The organism is Longicatena caecimuris, from assembly GCF_018406465.1.
In the GTDB taxonomy this organism is placed as follows: Bacteria; Bacillota_I; Bacilli_A; order Erysipelotrichales; family Erysipelotrichaceae; genus Longicatena; species Longicatena caecimuris.
Genome location: NZ_AP024510.1, coordinates 324,041 through 346,526 on the forward strand (window position 1 = coordinate 324,041; position 22,486 = coordinate 346,526).

At 40.9% G+C, this 22,486-nt stretch carries 31 protein-coding genes, 1 rRNA gene and 1 riboswitch; of the genes, 31 read left to right on the forward strand and 1 reads right to left on the reverse strand.

What is annotated here, in order from left to right:
- The first annotated feature begins 45 nt into the window (after positions 1-45).
- The 3 genes from rrf (at position 46) to brnQ (ending at position 4,025) form a co-directional block, all read left to right on the forward strand.
- Positions 46-159 (forward strand): 5S ribosomal RNA (gene rrf / locus KJS44_RS01485).
- Between the two features lie 283 nt (positions 160-442).
- Complete coding sequence (locus KJS44_RS01490) at positions 443-2,425, forward strand: sensor domain-containing diguanylate cyclase (RefSeq protein ID WP_008690129.1); 1,983 nt, start codon at positions 443-445, stop codon at positions 2,423-2,425.
- Positions 2,426-2,681: 256 nt separating this feature from the next.
- The gene (gene brnQ / locus KJS44_RS01495) at positions 2,682-4,025 is read left to right on the forward strand and encodes a branched-chain amino acid transport system II carrier protein (RefSeq protein ID WP_008690128.1); all 1,344 of its coding nucleotides are present in this window, start codon (positions 2,682-2,684) and stop codon (positions 4,023-4,025) included.
- A gap of 231 nt (positions 4,026-4,256) precedes the next feature.
- Here brnQ and KJS44_RS01500 read toward each other — a convergent pair whose 3' ends face one another.
- Entirely contained in the window at positions 4,257-5,060 is an 804-nt protein-coding gene (locus KJS44_RS01500) for an HAD family hydrolase (protein WP_008690127.1), read from the reverse strand.
- Between the two features lie 218 nt (positions 5,061-5,278).
- Here KJS44_RS01500 and rpsL point away from each other — a divergent pair, with 218 nt between their 5' ends.
- The 28 genes from rpsL (at position 5,279) to rplR (ending at position 22,474) form a co-directional block, all read left to right on the forward strand.
- A complete protein-coding gene (gene rpsL / locus KJS44_RS01505; protein ID WP_008690126.1) occupies positions 5,279-5,704 on the forward strand; it encodes a 30S ribosomal protein S12 in 426 nt (141 codons plus the stop codon).
- 25 nt (positions 5,705-5,729) lie between these two features.
- Complete coding sequence (gene rpsG, locus KJS44_RS01510; protein ID WP_008690125.1) at positions 5,730-6,200, forward strand: 30S ribosomal protein S7; 471 nt, start codon at positions 5,730-5,732, stop codon at positions 6,198-6,200.
- Positions 6,201-6,214: 14 nt separating this feature from the next.
- Positions 6,215-8,293, forward strand: coding sequence for an elongation factor G (gene fusA, locus KJS44_RS01515; protein ID WP_008690124.1), 2,079 nt, complete (start codon positions 6,215-6,217; stop codon positions 8,291-8,293).
- Positions 8,294-8,360: 67 nt separating this feature from the next.
- A complete protein-coding gene (gene tuf, locus KJS44_RS01520) occupies positions 8,361-9,545 on the forward strand; it encodes an elongation factor Tu (RefSeq protein ID WP_008690123.1) in 1,185 nt (394 codons plus the stop codon).
- Between the two features lie 143 nt (positions 9,546-9,688).
- Positions 9,689-9,907, forward strand: a complete 219-nt coding sequence (locus KJS44_RS01525) for a hypothetical protein (protein WP_008690122.1) — start codon at positions 9,689-9,691, stop codon at positions 9,905-9,907.
- Complete coding sequence (locus tag KJS44_RS01530) at positions 9,888-10,199, forward strand: YbjQ family protein (protein ID WP_008690121.1); 312 nt, start codon at positions 9,888-9,890, stop codon at positions 10,197-10,199. The genes KJS44_RS01525 and KJS44_RS01530 overlap by 20 nt, the downstream gene beginning before the upstream one ends.
- A gap of 379 nt (positions 10,200-10,578) precedes the next feature.
- Positions 10,579-10,680, forward strand: a riboswitch (TPP riboswitch).
- A 66-nt stretch (positions 10,681-10,746) separates the two neighbouring features.
- Positions 10,747-11,493: an ABC transporter permease gene (locus KJS44_RS01535; protein ID WP_008690119.1), complete on the forward strand. Its 747-nt coding sequence runs from the start codon at positions 10,747-10,749 to the stop codon at positions 11,491-11,493.
- A 16-nt stretch (positions 11,494-11,509) separates the two neighbouring features.
- Entirely contained in the window at positions 11,510-12,499 is a 990-nt protein-coding gene (locus KJS44_RS01540) for an ABC transporter substrate-binding protein (protein WP_008690116.1), read from the forward strand.
- 9 nt (positions 12,500-12,508) lie between these two features.
- Positions 12,509-13,246 (forward strand): ABC transporter ATP-binding protein, encoded by a 738-nt coding sequence (locus tag KJS44_RS01545; RefSeq protein ID WP_008690113.1) that lies wholly within the window; start codon positions 12,509-12,511, stop codon positions 13,244-13,246.
- The gene (locus tag KJS44_RS01550; protein WP_008690112.1) at positions 13,239-13,967 is read left to right on the forward strand and encodes a TatD family hydrolase; all 729 of its coding nucleotides are present in this window, start codon (positions 13,239-13,241) and stop codon (positions 13,965-13,967) included. The genes KJS44_RS01545 and KJS44_RS01550 overlap by 8 nt, the downstream gene beginning before the upstream one ends.
- Positions 13,968-14,448: 481 nt before the next feature.
- Positions 14,449-14,760: a 30S ribosomal protein S10 gene (rpsJ, locus tag KJS44_RS01555; RefSeq protein WP_008690111.1), complete on the forward strand. Its 312-nt coding sequence runs from the start codon at positions 14,449-14,451 to the stop codon at positions 14,758-14,760.
- A 13-nt stretch (positions 14,761-14,773) separates the two neighbouring features.
- On the forward strand, positions 14,774-15,457 hold the full coding sequence (rplC, locus tag KJS44_RS01560) for a 50S ribosomal protein L3 (RefSeq protein ID WP_008690110.1): 684 nt from the start codon (positions 14,774-14,776) through the stop codon (positions 15,455-15,457).
- 3 nt (positions 15,458-15,460) lie between these two features.
- The gene (gene rplD, locus KJS44_RS01565) at positions 15,461-16,090 is read left to right on the forward strand and encodes a 50S ribosomal protein L4 (protein ID WP_008690109.1); all 630 of its coding nucleotides are present in this window, start codon (positions 15,461-15,463) and stop codon (positions 16,088-16,090) included.
- Positions 16,090-16,389, forward strand: coding sequence for a 50S ribosomal protein L23 (gene rplW, locus KJS44_RS01570; protein ID WP_008690108.1), 300 nt, complete (start codon positions 16,090-16,092; stop codon positions 16,387-16,389). The genes rplD and rplW overlap by 1 nt, the downstream gene beginning before the upstream one ends.
- 58 nt (positions 16,390-16,447) lie before the next feature.
- Positions 16,448-17,281: a 50S ribosomal protein L2 gene (gene rplB, locus KJS44_RS01575; RefSeq protein ID WP_008690107.1), complete on the forward strand. Its 834-nt coding sequence runs from the start codon at positions 16,448-16,450 to the stop codon at positions 17,279-17,281.
- Positions 17,282-17,300: 19 nt separating this feature from the next.
- A complete protein-coding gene (gene rpsS, locus KJS44_RS01580; protein WP_008690106.1) occupies positions 17,301-17,579 on the forward strand; it encodes a 30S ribosomal protein S19 in 279 nt (92 codons plus the stop codon).
- A 14-nt stretch (positions 17,580-17,593) separates the two neighbouring features.
- Positions 17,594-17,929: a 50S ribosomal protein L22 gene (gene rplV, locus KJS44_RS01585; RefSeq protein WP_008690105.1), complete on the forward strand. Its 336-nt coding sequence runs from the start codon at positions 17,594-17,596 to the stop codon at positions 17,927-17,929.
- Between the two features lie 11 nt (positions 17,930-17,940).
- A complete protein-coding gene (rpsC, locus tag KJS44_RS01590) occupies positions 17,941-18,735 on the forward strand; it encodes a 30S ribosomal protein S3 (protein WP_008690103.1) in 795 nt (264 codons plus the stop codon).
- 3 nt (positions 18,736-18,738) lie between these two features.
- Entirely contained in the window at positions 18,739-19,155 is a 417-nt protein-coding gene (gene rplP, locus KJS44_RS01595; protein ID WP_008690101.1) for a 50S ribosomal protein L16, read from the forward strand.
- Entirely contained in the window at positions 19,155-19,355 is a 201-nt protein-coding gene (rpmC, locus tag KJS44_RS01600; RefSeq protein WP_008690099.1) for a 50S ribosomal protein L29, read from the forward strand. Before rplP ends, rpmC begins: the two co-directional genes overlap by 1 nt.
- A 16-nt stretch (positions 19,356-19,371) precedes the next feature.
- Positions 19,372-19,632 (forward strand): 30S ribosomal protein S17, encoded by a 261-nt coding sequence (gene rpsQ / locus KJS44_RS01605; RefSeq protein WP_008690096.1) that lies wholly within the window; start codon positions 19,372-19,374, stop codon positions 19,630-19,632.
- 20 nt (positions 19,633-19,652) lie between these two features.
- Complete coding sequence (gene rplN / locus KJS44_RS01610) at positions 19,653-20,021, forward strand: 50S ribosomal protein L14 (protein ID WP_002607426.1); 369 nt, start codon at positions 19,653-19,655, stop codon at positions 20,019-20,021.
- A gap of 12 nt (positions 20,022-20,033) precedes the next feature.
- A complete protein-coding gene (gene rplX / locus KJS44_RS01615; protein ID WP_008690091.1) occupies positions 20,034-20,357 on the forward strand; it encodes a 50S ribosomal protein L24 in 324 nt (107 codons plus the stop codon).
- Positions 20,358-20,370: 13 nt separating this feature from the next.
- Positions 20,371-20,910, forward strand: a complete 540-nt coding sequence (gene rplE / locus KJS44_RS01620; protein ID WP_008690089.1) for a 50S ribosomal protein L5 — start codon at positions 20,371-20,373, stop codon at positions 20,908-20,910.
- Positions 20,911-20,923: 13 nt separating this feature from the next.
- Positions 20,924-21,109 (forward strand): type Z 30S ribosomal protein S14, encoded by a 186-nt coding sequence (locus KJS44_RS01625; protein WP_008690087.1) that lies wholly within the window; start codon positions 20,924-20,926, stop codon positions 21,107-21,109.
- A gap of 24 nt (positions 21,110-21,133) precedes the next feature.
- On the forward strand, positions 21,134-21,529 hold the full coding sequence (rpsH, locus tag KJS44_RS01630; protein ID WP_026006681.1) for a 30S ribosomal protein S8: 396 nt from the start codon (positions 21,134-21,136) through the stop codon (positions 21,527-21,529).
- A gap of 21 nt (positions 21,530-21,550) precedes the next feature.
- Positions 21,551-22,096 (forward strand): 50S ribosomal protein L6, encoded by a 546-nt coding sequence (gene rplF / locus KJS44_RS01635; RefSeq protein WP_008690084.1) that lies wholly within the window; start codon positions 21,551-21,553, stop codon positions 22,094-22,096.
- A gap of 21 nt (positions 22,097-22,117) precedes the next feature.
- Complete coding sequence (gene rplR, locus KJS44_RS01640) at positions 22,118-22,474, forward strand: 50S ribosomal protein L18 (protein WP_008690082.1); 357 nt, start codon at positions 22,118-22,120, stop codon at positions 22,472-22,474.
- Positions 22,475-22,486: the final 12 nt, after the last annotated feature.

Genomic DNA, 22,486 nt, shown 5'->3' on the forward strand with positions numbered 1-22,486 from the left:
AATGTTTGGACTGTTATTCAGTTTTGAGGGAGAGACCTCAAGCGATCTGGTGATGAAAGCGAAGTGGACACACCTGTACTCATCCCGAACACAGAAGTTAAGCACTTCAGCGGCGACAATAGCTGGACGAGCTCCAGTAAAGATAGCACGTTGCCAGGTAGGAAGACCTGTTCTGAGAAGGACAGGTTTTTTTCTATATAGAGGTAGAAAGCCAAAAATATCCCTCATAAAAGGCCTCCTTTCCATTTTGAGGAAAACGTAGTGCAAGGCCGTTATTGACAATTCGTTATTTCTAATATTTTGTATGAAGCATTAAAAAAACAAGATGAACACTCGTGATTACATATCATCATTTTATCTTATACAGAAATCGTTTTAGAAATTCCTTTTTCTATTTTTAATGTGTTATAATGCACAAGTTATATGAAGGGAAGTGCCAATGATGTCAATTTCAACAGATATATTGCATCAAATGGAAATTCTGAAGTATGCGGGTGCTGTAGATAGAGAAAATGAAATATTATATTTATCATCTTACATGCAACGTGAAACAGGATTACCCTCTACCAACAGGATGAAGAACGTTGTGGTGAATTATTCGCAGTTCTGTGATTGGTCACATACAAAACAAACAGCTTTTGATTTGCAGTTGGTAAAAACAACAAATCATCATGCATATTATCGTCTACAAAAGATATCGACCATAACTACTGGGCAAATGTTTCTGATGACGAATATTGATGATATCCTCGCCATTGAAATGAAACAAAACTATGATCGTCTACAAAATAAAAAATTAACGAATAATATCCCTTGTGGCTTATTTAAGGCGGCATTGGATGAGAGTATGACACTACTTTATCATAATCTTTATTTTAATAAGACTTTTGGATATGATCCTACGGATGCTATTTCAGACATTCAACAGATTGTATTACCTGATGAATTTATGCAACTTCTAAAAGATATAAGAAGTCATAAAATTACCGCTTCTGATACGTATTATTTTGAGGAGGAAAATCGTTGTATTAAGAAAGATGGCTCTATTATATGGGTGTTATGTCGTTATGCGTATGAAGGTAATGATATCTTTGGAGCTGTTTTTGATATCACGGATCGCAAACTGATTGAGGATAGATTACGTATCAGTGAACAGGAATATCGAATTGCGATGAAACAGTTGAATAAGACATTGTTGCGGTATCATATTCCTACAAAGACATTGTCTATGGGAGACCCAGATGATCGTGTATTGGGGGATTATACAGAAGTTAAAAATGTCCCCGAATGTGTGCAAAACATGAATTTAGTCGCAAAGGAAAGCTTAGAGGAATATATGCGGTTCTATCATGCAATGCTGGAAGGTGTGCCACAAGGAAGTGCTATGTTTAAATTGCGTGTAAAAGACAGAGATGATTATGCATGGATAAAAGCACATTACTTTTTAACATATGATAAGGAAAAACATCCGGTTACATCTATCATTTCATATGAAGATTATACGGAAGAATATGATCAGGAGTTGTCTTACCAACGATGGATACAGATATTTGAAAATCAAAAGGCAAATGCGATTGCTTATTATGAATATGATATTACCAAAGATCAGCTTGAGGTGATGGAAAGCACGGTGATACCTGAAATTCCATTTGCGAAACGTCGTTCTTTTACTTTTGTCGCGCAATATGCGGCAAATAACTTTGTTTATGCAAAAGATCGCAAAAAATACCTCACCATCTTTGATCGCCAATATCTGTTATCTTGTTACTATCAAAAAAAGTTTGTCGTGACTTGCGAGCATCGCCGTTATGATGTAAAAAAACATATTTATTGGGCTAAAGCGGAAATACAATTAATGGAAGATCCTTATACAAAGCATATTAAGGCATTCGTTTTGATTCAAGATATTGATAAAATCAAGTGTCGAGAATTAGAAGTGCAGTTGGAGTTAGAGAGTGATTCATTGACAGGATTGTTAAATCGTAAGACAATTGCAGAAAAAGTAGATTATATTTTGCAGGAACAGGAGGAGGAACTGCATGCTTTGATCATGTTGGATCTGGATAATTTCAAACAGCTAAATGATAAATTGGGGCATATGCAGGGAGATGAAGTATTACGTGATGTAGCGCAAATCTTACGCGGCTTAATGCGTTCACATGACTTGTGTGCACGTATTGGCGGTGATGAATATATCTTATTTTTAAAGGATATTTGCAATCGAGAAGCTTTGCGTAAAAAACTTCAGCAATTAAGCGATGCTCTTAGTTTTAATGTAGATGGCATAACGATCAGTGCCAGTTTGGGAGCTTGTTTGGCGCCGGAACATGGCGATAATTTTATGACACTATATCAAAAAGCAGATGAAGCAATGTATGCAAGAAAACGAAATGGGCGCCATGGTTTTCGTATATATGGAGAATAACTGAAATAATCCTTATAGACAACAGACTGTGATTCGGATGGTAAGCACATAAATAGGAACATAAGAATACTCATGTAGATTACCGTATGAAATCTATTTTGAAATGCTGTTAGAAGATAATAGATGTGTGTATCTGTAATTATTTTTGCAATAGAATGCAAAAGATAGTTACGATCACGCATCTTTTTACATGTAGGGATTGCAAATTGTACTTGGTTTCGTTATCATGTATAGGCATGTCATAAGGAGAAGAATTATGAAAACATTAACTTTTCGTCAAATAATAACGGTATCTATGATGCTGTTTGCCATATTCTTTGGAGCTGGTAATATGATTTTTCCACCTGCCATGGGACAATTAGCAGGAACAAGCTATCTTGCGGCTTTGGCTGGTTTTATTCTGACCGATGCTGGAATTGCCATATTAGGAGTTACTGCTGTTGTCCTGGTTGGTAATTCTATGAGTGACTTAGGTAAATTGGTAAGCCCTAAATTTGCATTATTTTTGTCTATCTGTGTGTATATGTTAATAGGCCCTTTATTTGCCTTGCCAAGAACAGGAAGTGTATCTTTTGAAATAGCGGCATTGCCTTATCTTGGAAATAATAATCGAATGCTGTTTTCCTTTTTGTTTACGGCGATATTTTTTGGATTGACCTATTATTTAAGTTCTAATCCTAGTAAAATCGTCGATGTCGTTGGAAAATATTTGACGCCTGTATTACTGATCAGTATCTTCGCTATCTTTATCGCAACCTTATTGTATCCGCAATCACAAGAACCCTTAGCTTTTGGAACGATGACACAAGCGAAGGGAGCTTATGTGGATATACCATTTTTTCAAGGTATGATTGAGGGATATAATGCATTAGATGGACCGGCAGGGCTGGCCTTTGCTATCTTAGTAATAACAGCAGTTCGTGGATATGGTGTCAGTGATAAAAAAGCAATTGCGAAATATACCATTTTATGTGGATTAGGTGCTGCGGCTTTTTTAGGTATCGTTTATTTTATGCTGACCTATGTGGGAGCTATGACGATTACACCATTTGAAAATGGTGGTAGCTTGCTGCATGCAGTGACTAATCATTTATTTGGCAGTGTTGGAGGTATCATTTTGGGAATTGCTGTTTTATTTGCCTGTCTTACCACTGCCATAGGTTTGACAACTTCCTTTTCTGATTATTTTCAGACATTATTGCCACGTGTTTCTTATAAGAAAATTGCTGCTTTTGTCTGTTTATTCAGTTTTGTGATATCGAATGTCGGTTTGAGTCAGCTTATTAAAATCGCATTACCAATATTATTAATTATTTATCCTGTTACGGTTACGCTGATTTTGTTATCTTTTATGCGCCGCTTTATTAAACATCGTAAAAGTGTTTATATCGTTGGCATGGGATTTACCTTTATTGTTGCATTTTTATATGGCTTAGACACAGCCGGTTTATCTTTAGGCAGTGTGAGTGTTTGGGTAAGAGAATTGCCATTTTATGAGTTGGGCTTAGGTTGGGTACTTCCAGGAGCTATTGGCAGTATTCTTGGTGCTTTGCCTTTCCTAAATAAAACAGCAGCTAGTGCTGCTGCCGCACAGGAATAACGCTTATTCTAATGCATAACCTATATTAAAATCATCATACATCATACAGTTGCTTTTCTTCCTCTATTTATATTTTCCAAAGCAATAAGTAATGACATCTTACTGAATAAAAAAGGATAGTGCCCGACAATACGCATCTGGCGCTATCCTTTTCATAAGCCTTCTTAATGGTAACAGCAAGTGTTTGCGATAATACAAGTTGTGCCACCTGCATCAATATAAGGCAGTGTCTTAGAATTGAAAAATTTTCTTTAACCCTTTGGCAACGCCTTCCTCATAGACAGAAGCGGTAACCATATCCGCGAAGGATTTCACATAATCACTGGCAGTCCCCATGGCAACGCCCATCCCTGCCATTTCCAGCATCTTAATATCATTTGTACTATCACCAAAGCAGACACATTCCTCCCAAGTGAGGTTCTCCTTTCGCAATACCTGAGAAATGCCAACAAATTTATCATTATTTGCATTGAAGACATCGTAACAGAAATGATCTTCAGCTACTTCAATCAGATCACTGCGCAGCATCGGGTGCTGCTTTAAGAAAGTATCCAATGCACGCTGATTCTTTGTCATAATGACAGAATTATATGCATTATGACGTTTGTGATAACTGCGGTTTTCATCATAGAATAAATAATCCAATACATGATGATCTCTGCAAAAGTCATATAATGGATAAAAGCTGTCGTAAATATACGATGCATCGCCAAAATGAAACATCAAGCCATTCTGTTGTTCCTCGCACCAGTCAACGATATCCTGTGTGGTTTCCCTTGCTAAGGGATTTTCAAATAACAGATTTTGTTGTGCATCCAACACATAACCGCCATTGATCAATACCATATAATCAAAATAGGGGATGCGTTCTAAGATCAGGTGCATCTGATTCAAAGGTCTTCCGGTAGCTGCACATACCAGCACGCCTTGTTCTTTTAACTTGCGCAGTGCATCCAGATTTGCCTGTTGAATAATGTCGTTTTCTGTTTGATACATGGTCCCATCCATGTCAAAAAAAGCGATTTTGTAAGCCATAAATAAACTTCCTCTTTCCTGTATGTAATCATACCGTTGTCATTATACTAAAAGAATGGGCATTTTTCAAAGAAAATAGAAAAAAGGTGTTGACATCCGATTTCAGTTGATTTAAGATAGATAGGCAAGTGGATTTTTAGGGTTCCCCAACAGCGGGAACTAAATTTACACTTCAAAATGACACACCCGGAAATGTGTGTTTGCGAAAGGAGGATATTATGCCAACAATTAACCAATTAATTCGTAAAGGTCGTGAACAGAGCGTGAACGTTTCTAAGTCACCTGCTCTGAATAGAGGATATAACTCATTGAAAAGACGTCCTACTAACCTGAGCGCACCTCAGAAACGTGGTGTATGTACCCGTGTTGGTACCATGACACCTAAGAAACCAAACTCTGCGTTGCGTAAATATGCCCGTGTTCGTCTGAGCAACGGTATGGAAGTTACAGCTTACATCCCAGGAATCGGACATAACTTACAGGAGCATAGTGTTGTAATGATCCGTGGAGGTCGTGTTAAGGACTTACCAGGTGTTCGTTATCACATCATTCGTGGTACTTTGGACTGTGCCGGTGTTGCTAACCGTAACCAGAGCCGTTCTCTGTATGGTGCTAAAAAACCAAAAGAAGCGAAAAAGAAATAGTCAATTGTGAAAGGAGGAAATTTCAATGCCTAGAAAAGGACATGTAGCAAAACGTGATGTATTAGTAGATCCTATCTACAACTCCAAGCTGGTCACTCGTTTGATCAACAAAATCATGATTGATGGTAAAAGAGGGGTTGCTCAGAAGATTCTGTACAACGCGTTTGATATTATTGAAGTAAAAACAAATGAAAAACCAATGGAAGTTTTCGAAAAAGCTTTAGAAAACGTTATGCCATTATTGGAACTGAAAGTTCGTCGTGTAGGTGGTGCAAACTACCAGGTCCCAGTAGAAGTATCTGCTGAAAGACGTTTGACTTTAGGTCTGCGTTGGATCGTTAACTACGCTCGTCTGCGTAGTGAAAAAACTATGGAGCAAAGACTTGCTGCTGAAATCATGGACGCTGCTAACGGAAGCGGTGCATCTGTGAAAAAACGTGAGGATACTCATAAGATGGCAGAAGCGAACAAGGCATTTGCTCACTACCGCTGGTAAGAAAGGAGTTCATTATGCCACGTCAGTATTCATTAGAAAAGACTCGTAACATTGGTATCATGGCTCATATCGATGCTGGTAAAACTACAACAACAGAACGTATCCTGTATTATACAGGTGTTAACCATAAAATCGGTGAAACCCACGATGGTGCTTCAACGATGGACTGGATGGCACAGGAACAGGAACGTGGTATCACCATTACTTCCGCTGCCACAACAGCAGCATGGAAGGGTCACCGTATTAACATCATTGACACTCCGGGCCACGTAGACTTCACAGTTGAAGTTGAACGTTCATTGCGTGTACTTGATGGTGCGGTAACAGTATTGGATGCAAAAGCCGGTGTAGAACCTCAGACGGAAACCGTTTGGCGTCAGGCAACGACTTATGGCGTACCAAGAATCGTATTCTGTAACAAAATGGACGCAACAGGAGCTGATTTCCTGATGTCCTGCAAGACGATCGTTGATCGTTTAGGGGCAAAATCTTGCCCAATCCAGCTGCCAATCGGTGCTGAATCTACATTCTCTGGAATCGTAGATATCATCGAGCGTAAAGCTGAAATTTATACAAACGACTTAGGAACTGACATCAAGATTGAAGAAATTCCTGAAGATCTGAAAGATCTGACAGAAGAATATCGTGCAAAATTGCTGGAATATCTGGCTGATTACGATGAAGAATTCATGATGCAGGTTCTGGAAGGTGAAGAACCAAGCGTTGAAGAAATCAAACGTGTACTGCGTATTGCGGTATGTAAGGGTGACTTCTTCCCAGTATTGTGTGGTTCTGCATATAAGAACAAAGGTGTTCAGATGGTTCTGGATGCAGTTGTTGATTATCTGCCTTCTCCATTAGATATCCCTGCTATCAAGGGTACATTGGAAGATGGTAGTGAAGTAGAGCGTCACGCAAGTGATGATGAACCATTCTCTGCATTAGCATTTAAGATTGCTACGGACCCATTCGTAGGTAAGTTATCTTACTTCCGTGTATACTCCGGTACAGCAAAATCGGGAAGCTATGTATTGAACTCTACCAAAGGTAAGAGAGAGCGTTTCGGACGTATCGTTCAGATGCATGCAAACTCTCGTAAAGAAATCGAAGAAGTTTATGCAGGTGACATCGCTGCTGCCGTTGGTTTGAAAGTAACGACAACAGGTGACTCTCTGTGTGCTGAAAATGATCCAGTCGTTTTGGAAAGTATGGAATTCCCAGAACCAGTTATCGAATTGAGTCTGGAACCTAAAACTAAAGCTGACCAGGATAAGATGGGCTTAGCATTGGCAAAACTTGCTGAAGAAGACCCTACATTCAAAACTTATACAGATCAGGAAACAGGACAGACGATTATCGCCGGTGTTGGTGAACTTCACCTGGATATCATCGTTGACCGTCTGCGTCGTGAATTCAAGGTAGAAGCAAATGTTGGTCAGCCAATGGTTGCTTACCGTGAAACAATTCGCGAAACAGCTGATTGTGAAGGTAAATACATCAAACAGTCCGGTGGTCGTGGACAGTATGGTCACGTATGGATCAAATTTGAACCTCAGGAAGAAGGCAAAGGATTTGAATTCGTTGACGCTACCGTTGGTGGAAGCGTTCCTCGTGAATACATCAAACCTACCGAAGAAGGTCTGCGTGATGCATTAGAAAACGGTATTATTGCCGGTTACCCTGTAATCGATATCAAAGCAACATTGTTCGATGGTTCTTACCATGATGTCGATTCAAGTGAAATGGCATATAAGATTGCCGCTTCTATGGCACTGAAAGCAGCTGCTAAGAAGTGTAAACCAGTTATTCTGGAACCAATCATGATGGTAGAAGTTACTGCACCAAACGAATACTTAGGTAGCGTTATGGGTGATGTTAGCTCACGTCGTGGGGCAATCGTTGACCAGGAAGAAAGAGGAAATGCGATCATCGTTAAGGCACATATCCCATTGTCTGAAATGTTTGGTTATGTAACTGATCTTCGTTCTTTCACTCAGGGTCGTGGAAATTATTCCATGAAATTCGACCATTACAGCGAAGTTCCTAAGAGCATTGCGGAAAAAATCGTTAAAAACAACAGTTCTGAAAATTAATTGTTGCTTTTATAAAAACTTTGAATTAGAATATACATGAAATCTATAAATTTAGGAGGAAATTAAAATGGCTAAAGAAAAATTTGACCGTTCCAAAACACATGTTAACATCGGAACTATCGGTCACGTTGACCACGGTAAAACTACTTTAACTGCTGCTATTACAAATGTATTGGCATCTAAAGGTATGGCACAGGCTCAGGCTTATGACCAGATTGACGGTGCACCTGAAGAAAAAGAACGTGGTATCACAATCAACACTGCACACGTTGAATATCAGACTGACAAACGTCACTACGCACACGTTGACTGCCCAGGTCACGCTGACTACGTTAAGAACATGATCACTGGTGCTGCACAGATGGATGGTGCTATCCTGGTTGTTGCTGCATCTGATGGTCCTATGCCTCAGACTCGTGAGCACATCTTGCTTGCTCGTCAGGTAGGTGTTCCTTACATCGTTGTATTCTTGAACAAATGCGACATGGTTGACGATGACGAATTGGTTGACCTTGTTGAAATGGAAGTACGTGAACTGCTGAGCGAGTACGGTTTTGACGGTGACAACGCTCCAGTTATCCGTGGTTCTGCATTAAAGGCTCTTGAAGGAGATCCTAAATATGTTGACGCTATCAACGAATTGATGGATGCAGTTGATGAATTCATCCCTGATCCAGTTCGTGATACGGATAAACCATTCTTGATGTCTGTAGAAGACGTTATGACAATCACTGGACGTGGTACAGTTGCTACTGGCCGTGTTGAACGTGGTGTTGTTAAATTGGGTGAAGAAGTTGAAATCGTTGGTATCAAAGACACTCAGAAGACCGTTATCACTGGTCTGGAAATGTTCCGTAAACAGTTAGACTTCGCAGAATCTGGAGATAACATCGGTGCATTGCTGCGTGGTATCAACCGTGATCAGATCCAGCGTGGACAGGTTCTTGCTAAACCAGGAACTGTACACCCTCATACAAAATTCAAAGCTCAGGTTTATGTATTGAGCAAAGACGAAGGTGGACGTCATACTCCATTCGTATCTAACTACCGTCCTCAGTTCTACTTCCGTACAACTGACGTAACAGGTGTTATCACATTGCCAGAAGGAACTGACATGGTTATGCCTGGGGATAACGTAGAAATGACTGTTGAATTGATCGCTCCAATCGCTATCGAAAACAACACAAAATTCTCAATCCGTGAAGGTGGACGTACTGTAGGTTCTGGAAACGTTACTGAAATCATCGAGTAATCAGAATTTATAAACGATAAAGAGTGCTTCGGCACTCTTTTTTTCTAGTCTATTTCCCTTTGCAAATTCTTTGCTCAATAGCTATCCCCTTTTGCTTTTTCTCTTTATCTGTTTCATAATAAAGTTAGAAACTAGGTGATATTATGGGAAAGAAAATGGCGGCCCCTATCATCATTGGTATTATTGGCTGCTTTTACATGATCATGTGGATATGTCTTTTATTTTGGGGACAAGCACCACTGCCAATACTGCTGCTCATTGGGATTCCTATGCTGGCACTGTTGTTTTTATGGATTCATGTAGTCATGGAACGCATCCATGAGATAAGGAGCAATGAAGAAGATGATCTTAGTAAATACTGATTACATTACAGGAAAAGAACTCGACATGTTAGGATTGGTAAAAGGAAGCACCATCCAAACCAAAAACATCGGCAAGGACATCTCACAGAGTTTTAAAACTTTGGTTGGCGGTGAATTGAAGGCATACAATGAGATGATGAATGAAGCACGTGCGCTTGCGACAAAGCGTATGGTTGAAGAGGCTGAAAACTTAGGCGCAGATGCTGTAGTGAATGTTCGCTATGCTTCCAGTGCCATTATGGGTGGTGCTGCAGAAGTTATTGCTTATGGTACCGCAGTAAAATTTAAATAGTAGCAAAAAGGCATTTGTTTTAGGAAAGCTGATAGATGCAGATGGAAAAAGTTCTTGATGCAGTCGTTCACTTACTAACCAATGCTTTTTTCTTTGGTGATGTAGATGATTTTTATTGGGGATATACATGGATCTCTTTACAATAGCGATATAATCTTTGCCAATACACATGAATCGCTTTACAATAGCGGTATTATCTTTGCCAATACACACGAACCTCTTTACAATAGCAATGATATCCCTAGGTGATATAGATAATATTAAAAAATATACGACGAAAGATTATAAAGTTGGAAAGATTAAAAAGTTGCCCCATCTTATAAATTTAGGTAAATATTTCGATGGCATTGCATTTCGCCTAGAATAGAGTATAATAATACTGTCATGACAGGGGCGCCTTTACGGCTGAGATATCCTTATGGATGGTCCCTTATGACCTGATCTAGTTAATGCTAGCGTAGGGAGTCATATCTAAGAAAGAAATACTAGATTGGTTCGCTTACGCCTCATTTGAGGTGTTTTTTATTTGCAGGAAAGAAGGTGCAAGATGAAACGTTATCGTAAATACGTAATGCCGGTCATAACCCTTTTTGTAACACTTGGTATTTGGGAAGCATGTGTGAGAATCTTTGATGTCGATTTATATATCTTACCTGCTCCTAGTAAGATCGTAGAAGCGATGCTTGCGAATGCGGATGTATTATGGATGCATTCCATGGTGACCTTGCAGGAAGCTGTTACAGGTTTGATGATTGCGACAGTGGCTGCTATCTTGATTGCCATTGGCATGGATCTGTCAAAGAACTTTAAGCATAGCATTTTCCCTCATTTGGTTGTCACACAGACCGTGCCGGTGATGGTCTTAGGACCGCTGTTTACCATCTGGCTGGGCTTTGGCATGGCACCTAAGGTATTGATGGTCGTGTTTATGTGCTTCTTTCCTATCGTAATTGCCTTTTGTGATGCATTGGCACAAGTAGATGTTAACCAGATCAACCTGTTGAAAAGCTTTGGCGCGAAAAAGTGGCAAGTTTATGCGTATGTCAAGATACCGGCAGCCGCAACAGCCCTTTTCTCTGGGTTAAAGGTGTCAGCGACCTATTGTATCGGTGGAGCTATCGTCGGGGAATGGCTGAGTGCATCCGCAGGTCTTGGTTATTATATGATACGGGTAAAGAACGGTTATATGTTAGATAAAGTGTTTGCCTGTGTCATCGTTATCATCTTCTGGAGTCTGTTATTACATTTGGCAGTGACCTTACTTGAGCGAATCGTATTTCCCTATAAACGCTAGAAGGGAGGAAAACAACATGAAAAAGATTGGATTGCTTGCTTTATCTGCGTTGATGGTTACATCTCTTGCGGGCTGTGGATCTGCAAAAGATAACGTAAAAAAAGAGTTAAAAGAAGTTACTTTAGTATTGGACTATGTACCAAACACAAATCACACGGGCTTTTATGTAGCACAGGAAAAGGGTTATTTTAAAGAGGAAGGTCTAAAGGTCAACATCATAGAACCTGGAGATGATTCTACGAGTGCAGTATTGGTTGCCGCTAATAAAGGTGAATTTGGTGTCAGCTATCAGGAAGATGTCACCTATGCCAGAACGGCTGAGGAAGTGTTGCCAATCAAAGCCATTGCGACCATTATCCAGCATAATACCAGTGGGTTTGTTTCTTTAAAGAAAGAAAATATCAAATCGCCAAAGGATTTTGAAGGAAAGGTGTATGCCGGCTGGCAGGCACCAAGTGAGGAAGCGGTTATTAAAGCGGTCATGAACAAAGCAAATGCAGACTTCAAAAAGCTTACCATGGTAGGAGCTGATGGCAGCGGATTTGCGGCATTAGGTAAAAAAGTGGATATTCAATGGGAATTTGAAGGCTGGGCAGTTATCAAGGGCCGCATGGATGGCTATGATGTCAACTACATGCCATTAAAGGACTTAGATAAGCGTTTGGATTATTATACACCGGTCATTATCACAAATGAAAAGATGTTGAAGGAAGATCCAGAAACGGTACAGAAATTTATGAACGCAGTGAAAAAAGGATATGAATATGCCATTGATCATCCTGAAGAATCTGCTGAAATCATGAAGAAGATCTTACCGGATACTGATTTCGCATTCTTAAAAGAAAGTCAGAAGTATTTAAGTGCTGAATATCGTAAGGATGCCAAAACATGGGGTGTCATGAAAGATGAAGTGTGGGATAATTACACCGATTTTATGTATGAGTATAAACTGATTGATAAAAAGATCAAAGCTAGTGAACAATATACAAATGAATTTGTAAAATAAGGAGAGCTTATGAAACTGCGTGTGGAGGATATGGCAATTGCCTTTGAAAATAAAAAAATACTGGAACATGTCAGCTTACAAGTGGCAGAAGGTGAATTTGTGGCATTGATAGGACCTAGCGGCTGTGGGAAATCAACTCTGTTAAATATTTTGGCTGGAGTTTTACAAGCTGCAGAAGGCTGTTTCTATGTAGATGATGAAAAAGTAGAAGGCATATCCTCCCACTTTGCTTATATGCCACAAAGCGATTTACTGCTCCCTTGGCATACGATCTTAGAAAATGTGACCTTGTATGGTCGCTTGCACCATGCCAAAAAGCAAGCGCAGCAACAAGCGTTAAAAGAATTTGCGACTTTTGGTTTGGCTGGTTATGAACATGCCTATCCGAAAGAATTATCCGGTGGTATGCGACAACGAGCAGCATTCTTGCGAACAGCGCTTTGCAGTGCAGATATCCTATTGTTAGATGAACCTTTTGGCGCCTTGGATGTCATTACGCGCAATGATATGCAGGATTGGCTGTTAGCGATGCGAAAAGAATTGCAGAAGACGACCTTACTAGTAACACATGATATTGATGAGGCTTTATATCTGGCAGATCGTATCTTGATCTTAGGCGGTTCACCGGCATCTATCGTCAAGGAAATCAATTTACATGAAGTAGTCAAAAGTCGGGACTGGCTGTTTACACAAGGCGAACAGCGAAAAGAAATTTATTCATTATTAAGGGGGGAGTCGCATGCATGATGCACATCTGCATATCAGCGATATAGCGTTCTTTAAGGAAATGCAAAAACATCAGATAGAGGGTATAGCAAATGCGGCATCGCCACAGGAATATCACTTTCTAAAAGAACTGCAAGCACAATATCCAAAGCTTAGAATTAGTGCCGGGATTCATCCATGGCAGGCGGACGCGATAACTTGGGAAGCGATGTTAGCGATTCTGCAAGAAGCAGAGATCCTTGGAGAAATCGGTTTAGATTCCGTATGGTGTAAAACACCGATGGAAAAGCAGAGGGAAGTTTTTGAAAAACAACTGCAGTTGGGACAGCAATTACATAAGCCCATCTTGTTACATCTAAAAGGCATGGAAAAAGAAGCATTATCATTGCTGCGAAAATATCCGAATACGTATCTTGTGCATTGGTATTCCTGCGATGATTATTTGGAAGACTATATGGCATTGGATTGCTGGTTTACCATTGGACCATCGGTTGGTGATGATCCTGCCGTTACCAAAGTAGCCCGTAAGATTTCTTTACAACGTATGCTAATAGAAAGTGATGGCATTGATGCGATACGCTGGTGTGAGCAGAAAGAGGTACCGCTTGCTGCCTATCGTACGTATCTTACACGCAGCATAACGCGGATTGCGGCGCTTCGTCAGATAGCAGAAGCATCTTTAGCTGCACAGTTGATGGATAATTATCACCATTTCTTAAATAAATGCGAATCATCTGTATAAAGAATAAAGAAGTGTTTCACTTACGATGTGTGCCATCGACATAAACAGAAAGCTTTGGATAAGGCATTGCATAGAAAGCCTTCGTGCACATAAAAATACGATTTCATCTTACTGGAATATATCGAATCTTCTTTTCAAGAGGCACAGCGGCTTCTAGAGGAGGAGATTTTTTTTGTTTTTTTACCGATTTTGACCATGAATTATCATAAAATAGCCGTCTTTTATGGATGAAAATTCATGTAAACGCTATCATTTTATATCTCGCAACCATGTGAAGTAAGATGATAAAAAACCTTGAAAAAAAGTTAAAAAATACGGTAAATAAGGCTTGTATTCACTATTCAACTGTGTTAGAATATTCTCACGACCGCAATGACATGCGAGGTTGCTGACCCACTGAGAAACGTTGTCATGGACGGCGAGGTCAGGGAATTCGCATCGAGCGAGTCTATAGTCGATATAGACGAAAGGAGACATATTCATGGCAAAAAATAGCGTAAGAATTCGCTTAAAGGCCTACGAACACAGAATCTTGGATGCTTCTGCAGAAAAGATCGTTCAGGCAGCACAAGCTCACGGTGCAAAAAAGATTGTTGGACCAGTACCTCTTCCAACTGAAAAGCAGGTTGTAACAGTCCTGCGTGCGGTACACAAATACAAAGATTCTCGCGAACAATTCGAGATCAGAACGCACAAACGTTTAATTGAGATCGTCGGACCTACAGCAGAAACAATCGACTCATTGAGCCGTCTGGAACTGCCAAGTGGTGTTGACATCGAAATTAAGCTGTAATGGAGGTGACATCATGAAAGGTATACTTGGACGTAAACTTGGAATGACACAGGTATTTACGGAAGAAGGAACACTGATTCCGGTTACTGTTGTTGAAGCTACACCAAACGTAGTATTACAGAAAAAGACAGTGGAAAACGATGGATACGAAGCTGTACAGTTAGGATTTGAAGATGTAAAAGAAACACGCAGCACAAAACCTAGCAAGGGACATGCTGCAAAAGCTAACACGGCTCCTAAGCGTTTCGCTCAGGAAATCCGCGATTGCGAATTAGATGTAAATCTTGGTGACGAGGTTAAAGTTGATATCTTCGCTGCTGGTGAAACGGTTGATGTAATCGGAACTAGCAAGGGTAAAGGATATAACGGTACGATCGTTCGTAACAATGCGAAGATCGGTCCTAAGAGCCATGGTTCAGGACACCACAGACACATTGGTTCTTTGGCTACCAACGGTATTACATCTCGCCAGGGTAAGATTCTGAAAGGAACAATCATGGCTGGTCAGGAAGGTGGTTACAGAACAACAAACCAGAACCTGACAATTGTTAAAGTTGATGTTGAAAACAACTACTTATTAATTAAAGGTAACGTGCCTGGACCTAAACGTGGATTAGTAATGGTACGCACTGCTAAATGTTCTAAGGGCGATAAAGCTCCTGTGACTTTGGTAGATTACACGAAAGAGGAGGAATAAAAGATGCCTAAGATGGTCGTATTAAGCCAAGCTGGTAAAGAGCTTCACGAAATTACTCTTGCCGATACAGTATTTGGCATCGAGCCAAATCAGCAATGTATCTTTGATGCCATTGTGATGCAGCGTGCAAGCATGCGTCAGGGAACACACGACACCAAAAACCGTACAGAAGTTCGCGGTGGCGGTCGTAAGCCTTGGCGTCAGAAGGGAACAGGACGTGCGCGTCAGGGTTCCATCCGTGCTACACAGTGGAGAGGTGGCGGAACGGTATTCGGTCCTACACCAAGAAGCTATGCATACAAGCTGAACAAAAAAGTTCGTCGTCTGGCACTGAAATCAGTATTATCTGAAAAAGTGGCAGAAAACGCTATGAGCGTGGTTGATAAGCTTGAATTGGAAGCACCTAAGACAAAAGCTTTCAATGAAATCATCGCAAACCTGAACGCTCCAAGAAAAACATTGTTTGTAGTATCTGAAGGTGAAGATTTTGAAAATGCATTTCTGAGCATGCGCAACATCCCTAGCATGATGATGCTGACTGCTGATGGATTGAATGTTTACGATATCGTAAATGCTAACAAAATCGTCTTTACAGAAGCTGCTGTGAAAGATGTTGAGGAGGCACTTGCATAATGGATAACTATAAAGACATTATTATCCGTCCAATCATCACAGAAAAAACGATGAGATACATGGACGAAGACAACAAGGTAACCTTCGAGGTTAGAAAAGGCGCTAACAAGACACTGGTAAAACAAGCTGTTGAAAGCATCTTCGGTGTTGATGTAGTTGCTGTTAATGTTGTTAACGTAAAGCCTAAAACAAAAAGAATGGGTAAATACGTTGGTAAAACAAAAGCTGTCCGCAAAGCCTATGTAAAAATTGCAGAAGGTCAGGACATCAACTTGTTTGGCGAAGAAGAAGCTAAATAAGCTCAGGAAGAAGAACGCTATTTCCTGAATAAATATTGCGTAAGGAGGAAATTGACACATGCCAATTAAGAAGTATAAGCCGACCACTCCAGGTCGCCGTGGTATGACCAGCTTATCTCGTGAAGAGATTACAGCAAACAAACCAGAAAAATCATTACTTGCCCCTTTAAATAGTAAAGGTGGACGTAATAACAACGGACGTATTACAACACGTCATCAGGGTGGCGGACACAAACGTGCTTACCGTATCATCGACTTTAAACGTAATAAAGACGGTATCCCTGCTCGTGTTGCAACAATTGAATACGATCCAAACCGTTCCGCTAACATCGCTCTGTTAAACTATGCAGATGGTGAAAAGCGTTACATCATTGCTCCTAAAGGATTAACTGTTGGAATGACAGTTGTTTCTGGAGAAGGTGCCGACATCAAAGTTGGTAACACATTGGAACTGAAAGATATCCCAGAAGGAACTTTCATCCACAACATCGAATTAAAACCTGGTAAAGGTGGTCAGCTGGCTCGTTCCGCTGGTGCATCTGCACAGATCTTAGGTATCGAAGAAAAGTATGCTACTGTTCGTTTGGTATCTGGAGAAGTTCGTAAAATTTTGTCTAACTGCCGCGCAACCATCGGTTCTGTCGGAAACGAAGACCACAGTCTGGTTAACTACGGTAAAGCCGGACGTAACCGTTGGAGAGGTATCCGCCCAACAGTTCGTGGTTCTGTTATGAACCCTAACGATCACCCTCATGGTGGTGGTGAAGGACGTACTCCAGTAGGACGTAAATCACCAATGACTCCTTGGGGCAAGAAAGCTATGGGTGTGAAAACACGTAAAGCAAAACAAGCGTCAACGAAATTAATCGTTCGTCGTCGTAATGGCAAATAGGCAAAGGAGGAAATGAAAAATGAGTCGTAGTTTGAAAAAAGGCCCATTCTGTGATGACCATCTGATGAAGAAGGTAGAAGCACTGAATGCTGCCGGTAAAAAACAAGTTATTAAAACCTGGTCACGTCGTTCAACGATTTTCCCTCAGTTTGTGGAACATACATTTGCCGTTTACAACGGAAAAGAACATCTGCCTGTTTATGTTACAGAAGATATGGTAGGACACAAGCTTGGTGAATTCGTGCCAACCCGCAAATATGCTGGACACGGCGCTGATGACAAGAAAGCTAAGAGATAAGGAGGAAACGTAGAATGGAAGTTAAAGCATGCGCAAAGACATTACGTATCCCACCTAGAAAAGCTCGCCTTGTAATCGATCTGATTCGTGGGAAAGACGTTGAAGAAGCTGCCGCAATCTTAAAGTTTACACCAAACGTAGCTGCGGAAGCTGTAGGAAAAGTGTTGAAGTCAGCGGTAGCAAATGCCGTTAACAACAACGATATGAATGAAGAAAAATTATACGTGAAAGCATGTTATGCAAACGAAGGTGTAACTTTGAAACGCTTCATGCCACGTGCAAAAGGATCTGCAAGTGCGATCCACAAACGCACCAGCCACATCACTGTTGTGGTTGACGAGCGTGATTAAGGAGGTAGCTCATGGGACAGAAAGTTAGTCCGATCGGAATGCGTGTCGGTGTTATCCGTGACTGGGAATCCAGATGGTATGCTGACAAAGATTATGCCGATCTTTTACTGGAAGATGTTAAAATTCGTGAATTCTTATTCGCTGAACTGAAGGCAGCTTCCGTATCAAGAATTGAAATTGAACGTTCTAAAAACCGTGTTGAGATCATGATCCGTACAGCTCGTCCTGGTGTGATCATCGGAACAAACGGTGAAAACATTGAAAACTTGAAGAAGAAACTGGAAAAATTAACTGGTGGAAAGAACATCTATGTAAAAGTTCTGGAAATCGCTAATCCAGATTTGGATGCTCGTTTGGTTGCTAGAAGCATTGCTGACCAGTTGGAACAGCGTGCAAGCTTCCGTACAGCTCAGAAAAAAGCTATCCAGAGAACAATGCGTGCTGGTGCCAAAGGTATCAAGACTGCTGTATCTGGACGTTTAGGCGGAGCTGATATGGCGCGTACTGAAGGTTATAGCGAAGGTGTTGTACCTCTGCATACATTGCGTGCTGACATCGACTATGCTTGGGAAGAAGCTTCTACTCAGTATGGCCGTTTAGGTGTTAAAGTATGGATCTGCCGTGGTGAAGTATTGCCAGGACAGATGGTTCAGGAACCAGAAGCTCCTAAGAACAATATGAACGATCGTCGTCGTAACCGTCGCAACAACCGTGGCGGAAATCGTAACGACAACCGTAACCGCAACAACAGCCAGAGAAACAACGCTGCTGGAAATGCTCCTAAGAAAGCGGAAGGAGGAAACTAAATTATGTTGATGCCTAAGAGAACAAAATATAGAAGACCTCACCGTTTAAGCTACGAAGGACGTGCGAAAGCCGGTCGTGAAGTATCTTTTGGTGAATATGGTCTGATGGCTGACACTGGTGCTTATGTAAGTAACCGCCAGATCGAGGCTGCCCGTATTGCCATGACACGTTATATGAAACGTGGTGGTAAAGTTTGGATTCGTATCTTCCCTCACTTGGCAAGAACGAAAAAACCTCTTGAAGTACGTATGGGTTCTGGTAAAGGTGCACCTGAAGGATGGGTAGCAGTTGTAAAACCAGGACGTATGATGTTTGAAATTGCTGGTGTTCCAGAAGAAGTTGCACGTGAAGCATTCCGTCTGGCTTCTCACAAACTGCCAGTGAAGACGAAATTTGTTAGAAAAGGAGAAGAGAAATAATGACAGCGAAAGAGATCAGAGAGTTAAGTAACACTGAAATTGCACAACAGATCGAAACGCTTAAAGATGAACTTTTTAATCTTCGTTTCCAACAAGCAACCGGACAGTTGACGAACACTGCACGCTTAAAAACCGTGAAGAAAGACATTGCCCGTATGAAAACCGTATTGACTGAGCGCGAGCTTAGCAATCAGGATTAAGGAGGATCACTAAGTTATGGAAAGATCTAACCGTAAAGTATATCGTGGAACAGTTGTTTCCGATAAGATGGATAAAACGATTACTGTAGTCGTTGAAACAAAGAAAACACATCCATTATATGGAAAACGTGTAAAATATTCTAAGAAGTTTAAAGCTCATGACGAAAACAATGAAGCGAAAATCGGAGATAAGGTAGTTATTATGGAAACTCGTCCATTGTCTGCTACAAAACGTTTCCGTTTGGTTGAAATCGTCGAAAAAGCTGTACAGCTGTAGGCGCTAGGAGGTAGACATTCATGATCCAGAATGAAAGTAGATTACGCGTCGCTGACAACACAGGTGCCAAAGAAGTATTGGTTATCCGCTGTTTAGGTGGAAGCGTTCGTAAGTTTTCAAACATCGGGGATATCGTTGTCTGTGCTGTTAAGCAGGCTGCTCCTGGTGGAACTGTAAAAAAAGGTGACGTAGTCAAAGGTGTAATCGTACGTACAAAACGTGGCGTTCGCCGTGACAACGGAACATACATCAAATTTGATGACAACGCTGTTGTCCTGATCAAAGACGATAACACACCTCGTGGAACTCGTATTTTCGGGCCAGTAGCAAGAGAACTGCGTGACAAAGACTTTATGAAAATTGTGTCTTTGGCACCAGAAGTGCTGTAAGGAGGTGTCTTTGTGAAAATCAAAAAAGGTGATAAGGTTCAGGTTATTACAGGTGCTTACAAGGGCACTGTTGCAGAAGTAACCAAAGTTTTCCCTAAGGAAAACAAAGTTATCGTTGAAGGTGTAAATGTTGTAAAAAAACACTTGAAACCATCTCAGGCTAATCCAGATGGCGGCATTATTGAAAAAGAAATGCCAATCCATGTTAGCAATGTTATGGCTTACGATAGCAAGGCTAAGAAAGCCAGCCGTGTTGGATTTGAAATCAAAGAAGACAAAAAAGGCAATCAAACAAAGGTTCGCGTCTATAAAAAAACCGGCGCTGAAATTAAGTAGGGGAGGTTAAAGGATGAACCGCCTAAATCAGAAATATACAGATGTAGTTGTGCCTAACTTAATGAAAAAGTTTAACTACAAGTCAGTTATGGAAGTTCCTTATGTAGATAAGATCGTTATCAACATGGGTATCGGTGAAGCAATCGCGAATCCAAAGGTATTGGACGAAGCCGTAGCTGAATTGGCACAGATCACTGGACAGGCTCCAGTTATCACAAGAGCAAAGAAATCTATCGCAAACTTCAAATTGCGTGAAGGTATGCCTATCGGATGTAAGGTAACTTTACGTAAAGAGAAGATGTATGATTTCATGGATAAGCTGATGAACATCTCATTGCCACGCGTGCGTGACTTCCGTGGTGTTTCTACAACATCTTTCGATGGCCGTGGAAACTACACACTGGGTGTTAAAGAACAGCTGATCTTCCCAGAAATCAACTACGATAAGGTTAACAAAGTACGTGGTATGGATATCGTTATCGTTACTACTGCAAAAACAAACGAAGAAGCAAAGGCGCTGCTTGAAGAATTAGGCATGCCTTTCAAGAAATAGGAGGACTTACAGTATGGCAAAAAAAGCAATGGTTAATAAATCAAAACGTCCTCAGAAGTTCCAGGTGCGTGAGTACACACGTTGTGAACGTTGTGGCCGTCCTCACTCAGTTTTACGTAAATACAAACTCTGCCGTATTTGCTTCCGCGAGCTGGCTTACAAGGGTCAGATTCCGGGTGTAAAAAAGGCGAGCTGGTAATCAGATAGGAGGAATACAGTCATGATGATAATGACAGATCCGATTGCAGATATGCTGACTAGAATTCGTAATGGAGTTCAGGCTCGTCACGAAGTTGTAGAAGTACCTGCAAATAAAGAAAAGATCGAAATCGCAAAGATTTTAAAAGAAGAAGGTTTTATTACAGATTACAACGTTGAAGGTGACGTTAAGAAAACCATCAATGTTACACTGAAATATGGACCTAACAACGAAAAAGTAATCAATGGAATACGGAGAGTTTCTAAACCTGGTTTACGTGCTTACGCAAAAGTGGACGAAGTTCCTCGCGTATTGAACGGTCTGGGTATTGCAATCATCTCTACATCTCATGGTTTAATGACAGATAAAGAAGCTAGAGCTAAACACGTTGGTGGCGAAGTTATCGCCTACGTGTGGTAATCTAGACGGAGGTAAAGAAGAATGTCACGTATCGGTAATAAAGCGATTACCATTCCTGCTGGCGTTGAAGTAAACATCGCTGCTGGGAATGAGGTGACTGTTAAAGGACCTAAGGGAACTTTAACTCGTCAGTTTAACCCGGAATTGGGTATTAAAATTGAAGAAAACGTTTTGAGCGTAACACGTCCAAACGAACAGAAACACACAAAACAGCTGCATGGTACTACACGTGCTCTGCTGGCTAACATGGTTGAAGGTGTTACTAACGGATATTCCAAAGAACTGGAATTGGTTGGTATCGGTTTCCGTGCTGCCGTAAGCGGTAAGAAACTGACACTGAATGTTGGTTACTCCCACCCAATTGAATTTGCTATCGAAGAAGGATTGAGCGTAGAATGTACTTCTGCGACAGCTATTAAAGTGTCCGGAATTGATAAACAGCGTGTCGGTGAATTCGCTGCAAATGTTCGTGCTGTAAGAAAACCAGAACCTTACAAAGGCAAAGGTATTCGCTACAAAGGTGAATATGTTCGTCGTAAGGAAGGTAAAACAGCAGGTAAGAAATAGTGGGAAAGGAGAAATTGAACAATGCTTAAGAAAGTATCTAGAAATGATGAGCGTTTACGCCGTCACTTGCGTGTTCGTACCAAAATCAGCGGTACTCCTGAATGTCCCCGCCTGAACGTTTTCCGTTCAAACAGCCACATTCACGCGCAGATCATTGATGATGTTAACGGTACTACATTAGTAGCCGCTAGCAGTGTTGAAATGAAACTGGAAAACGGTGGTAACGTTGAAGCTGCCAAAACCGTTGGCGCTGAGGTTGCGAAACGCGCACTTGAAAAGAATATCACAAATGTTGTATTTGACCGTGGTGGATATGTTTACACCGGTCGAGTTAAAGCTTTGGCTGAAGCGGCTAGAGAAGCCGGCTTGAAATTTTAGGAGGTTATGCGA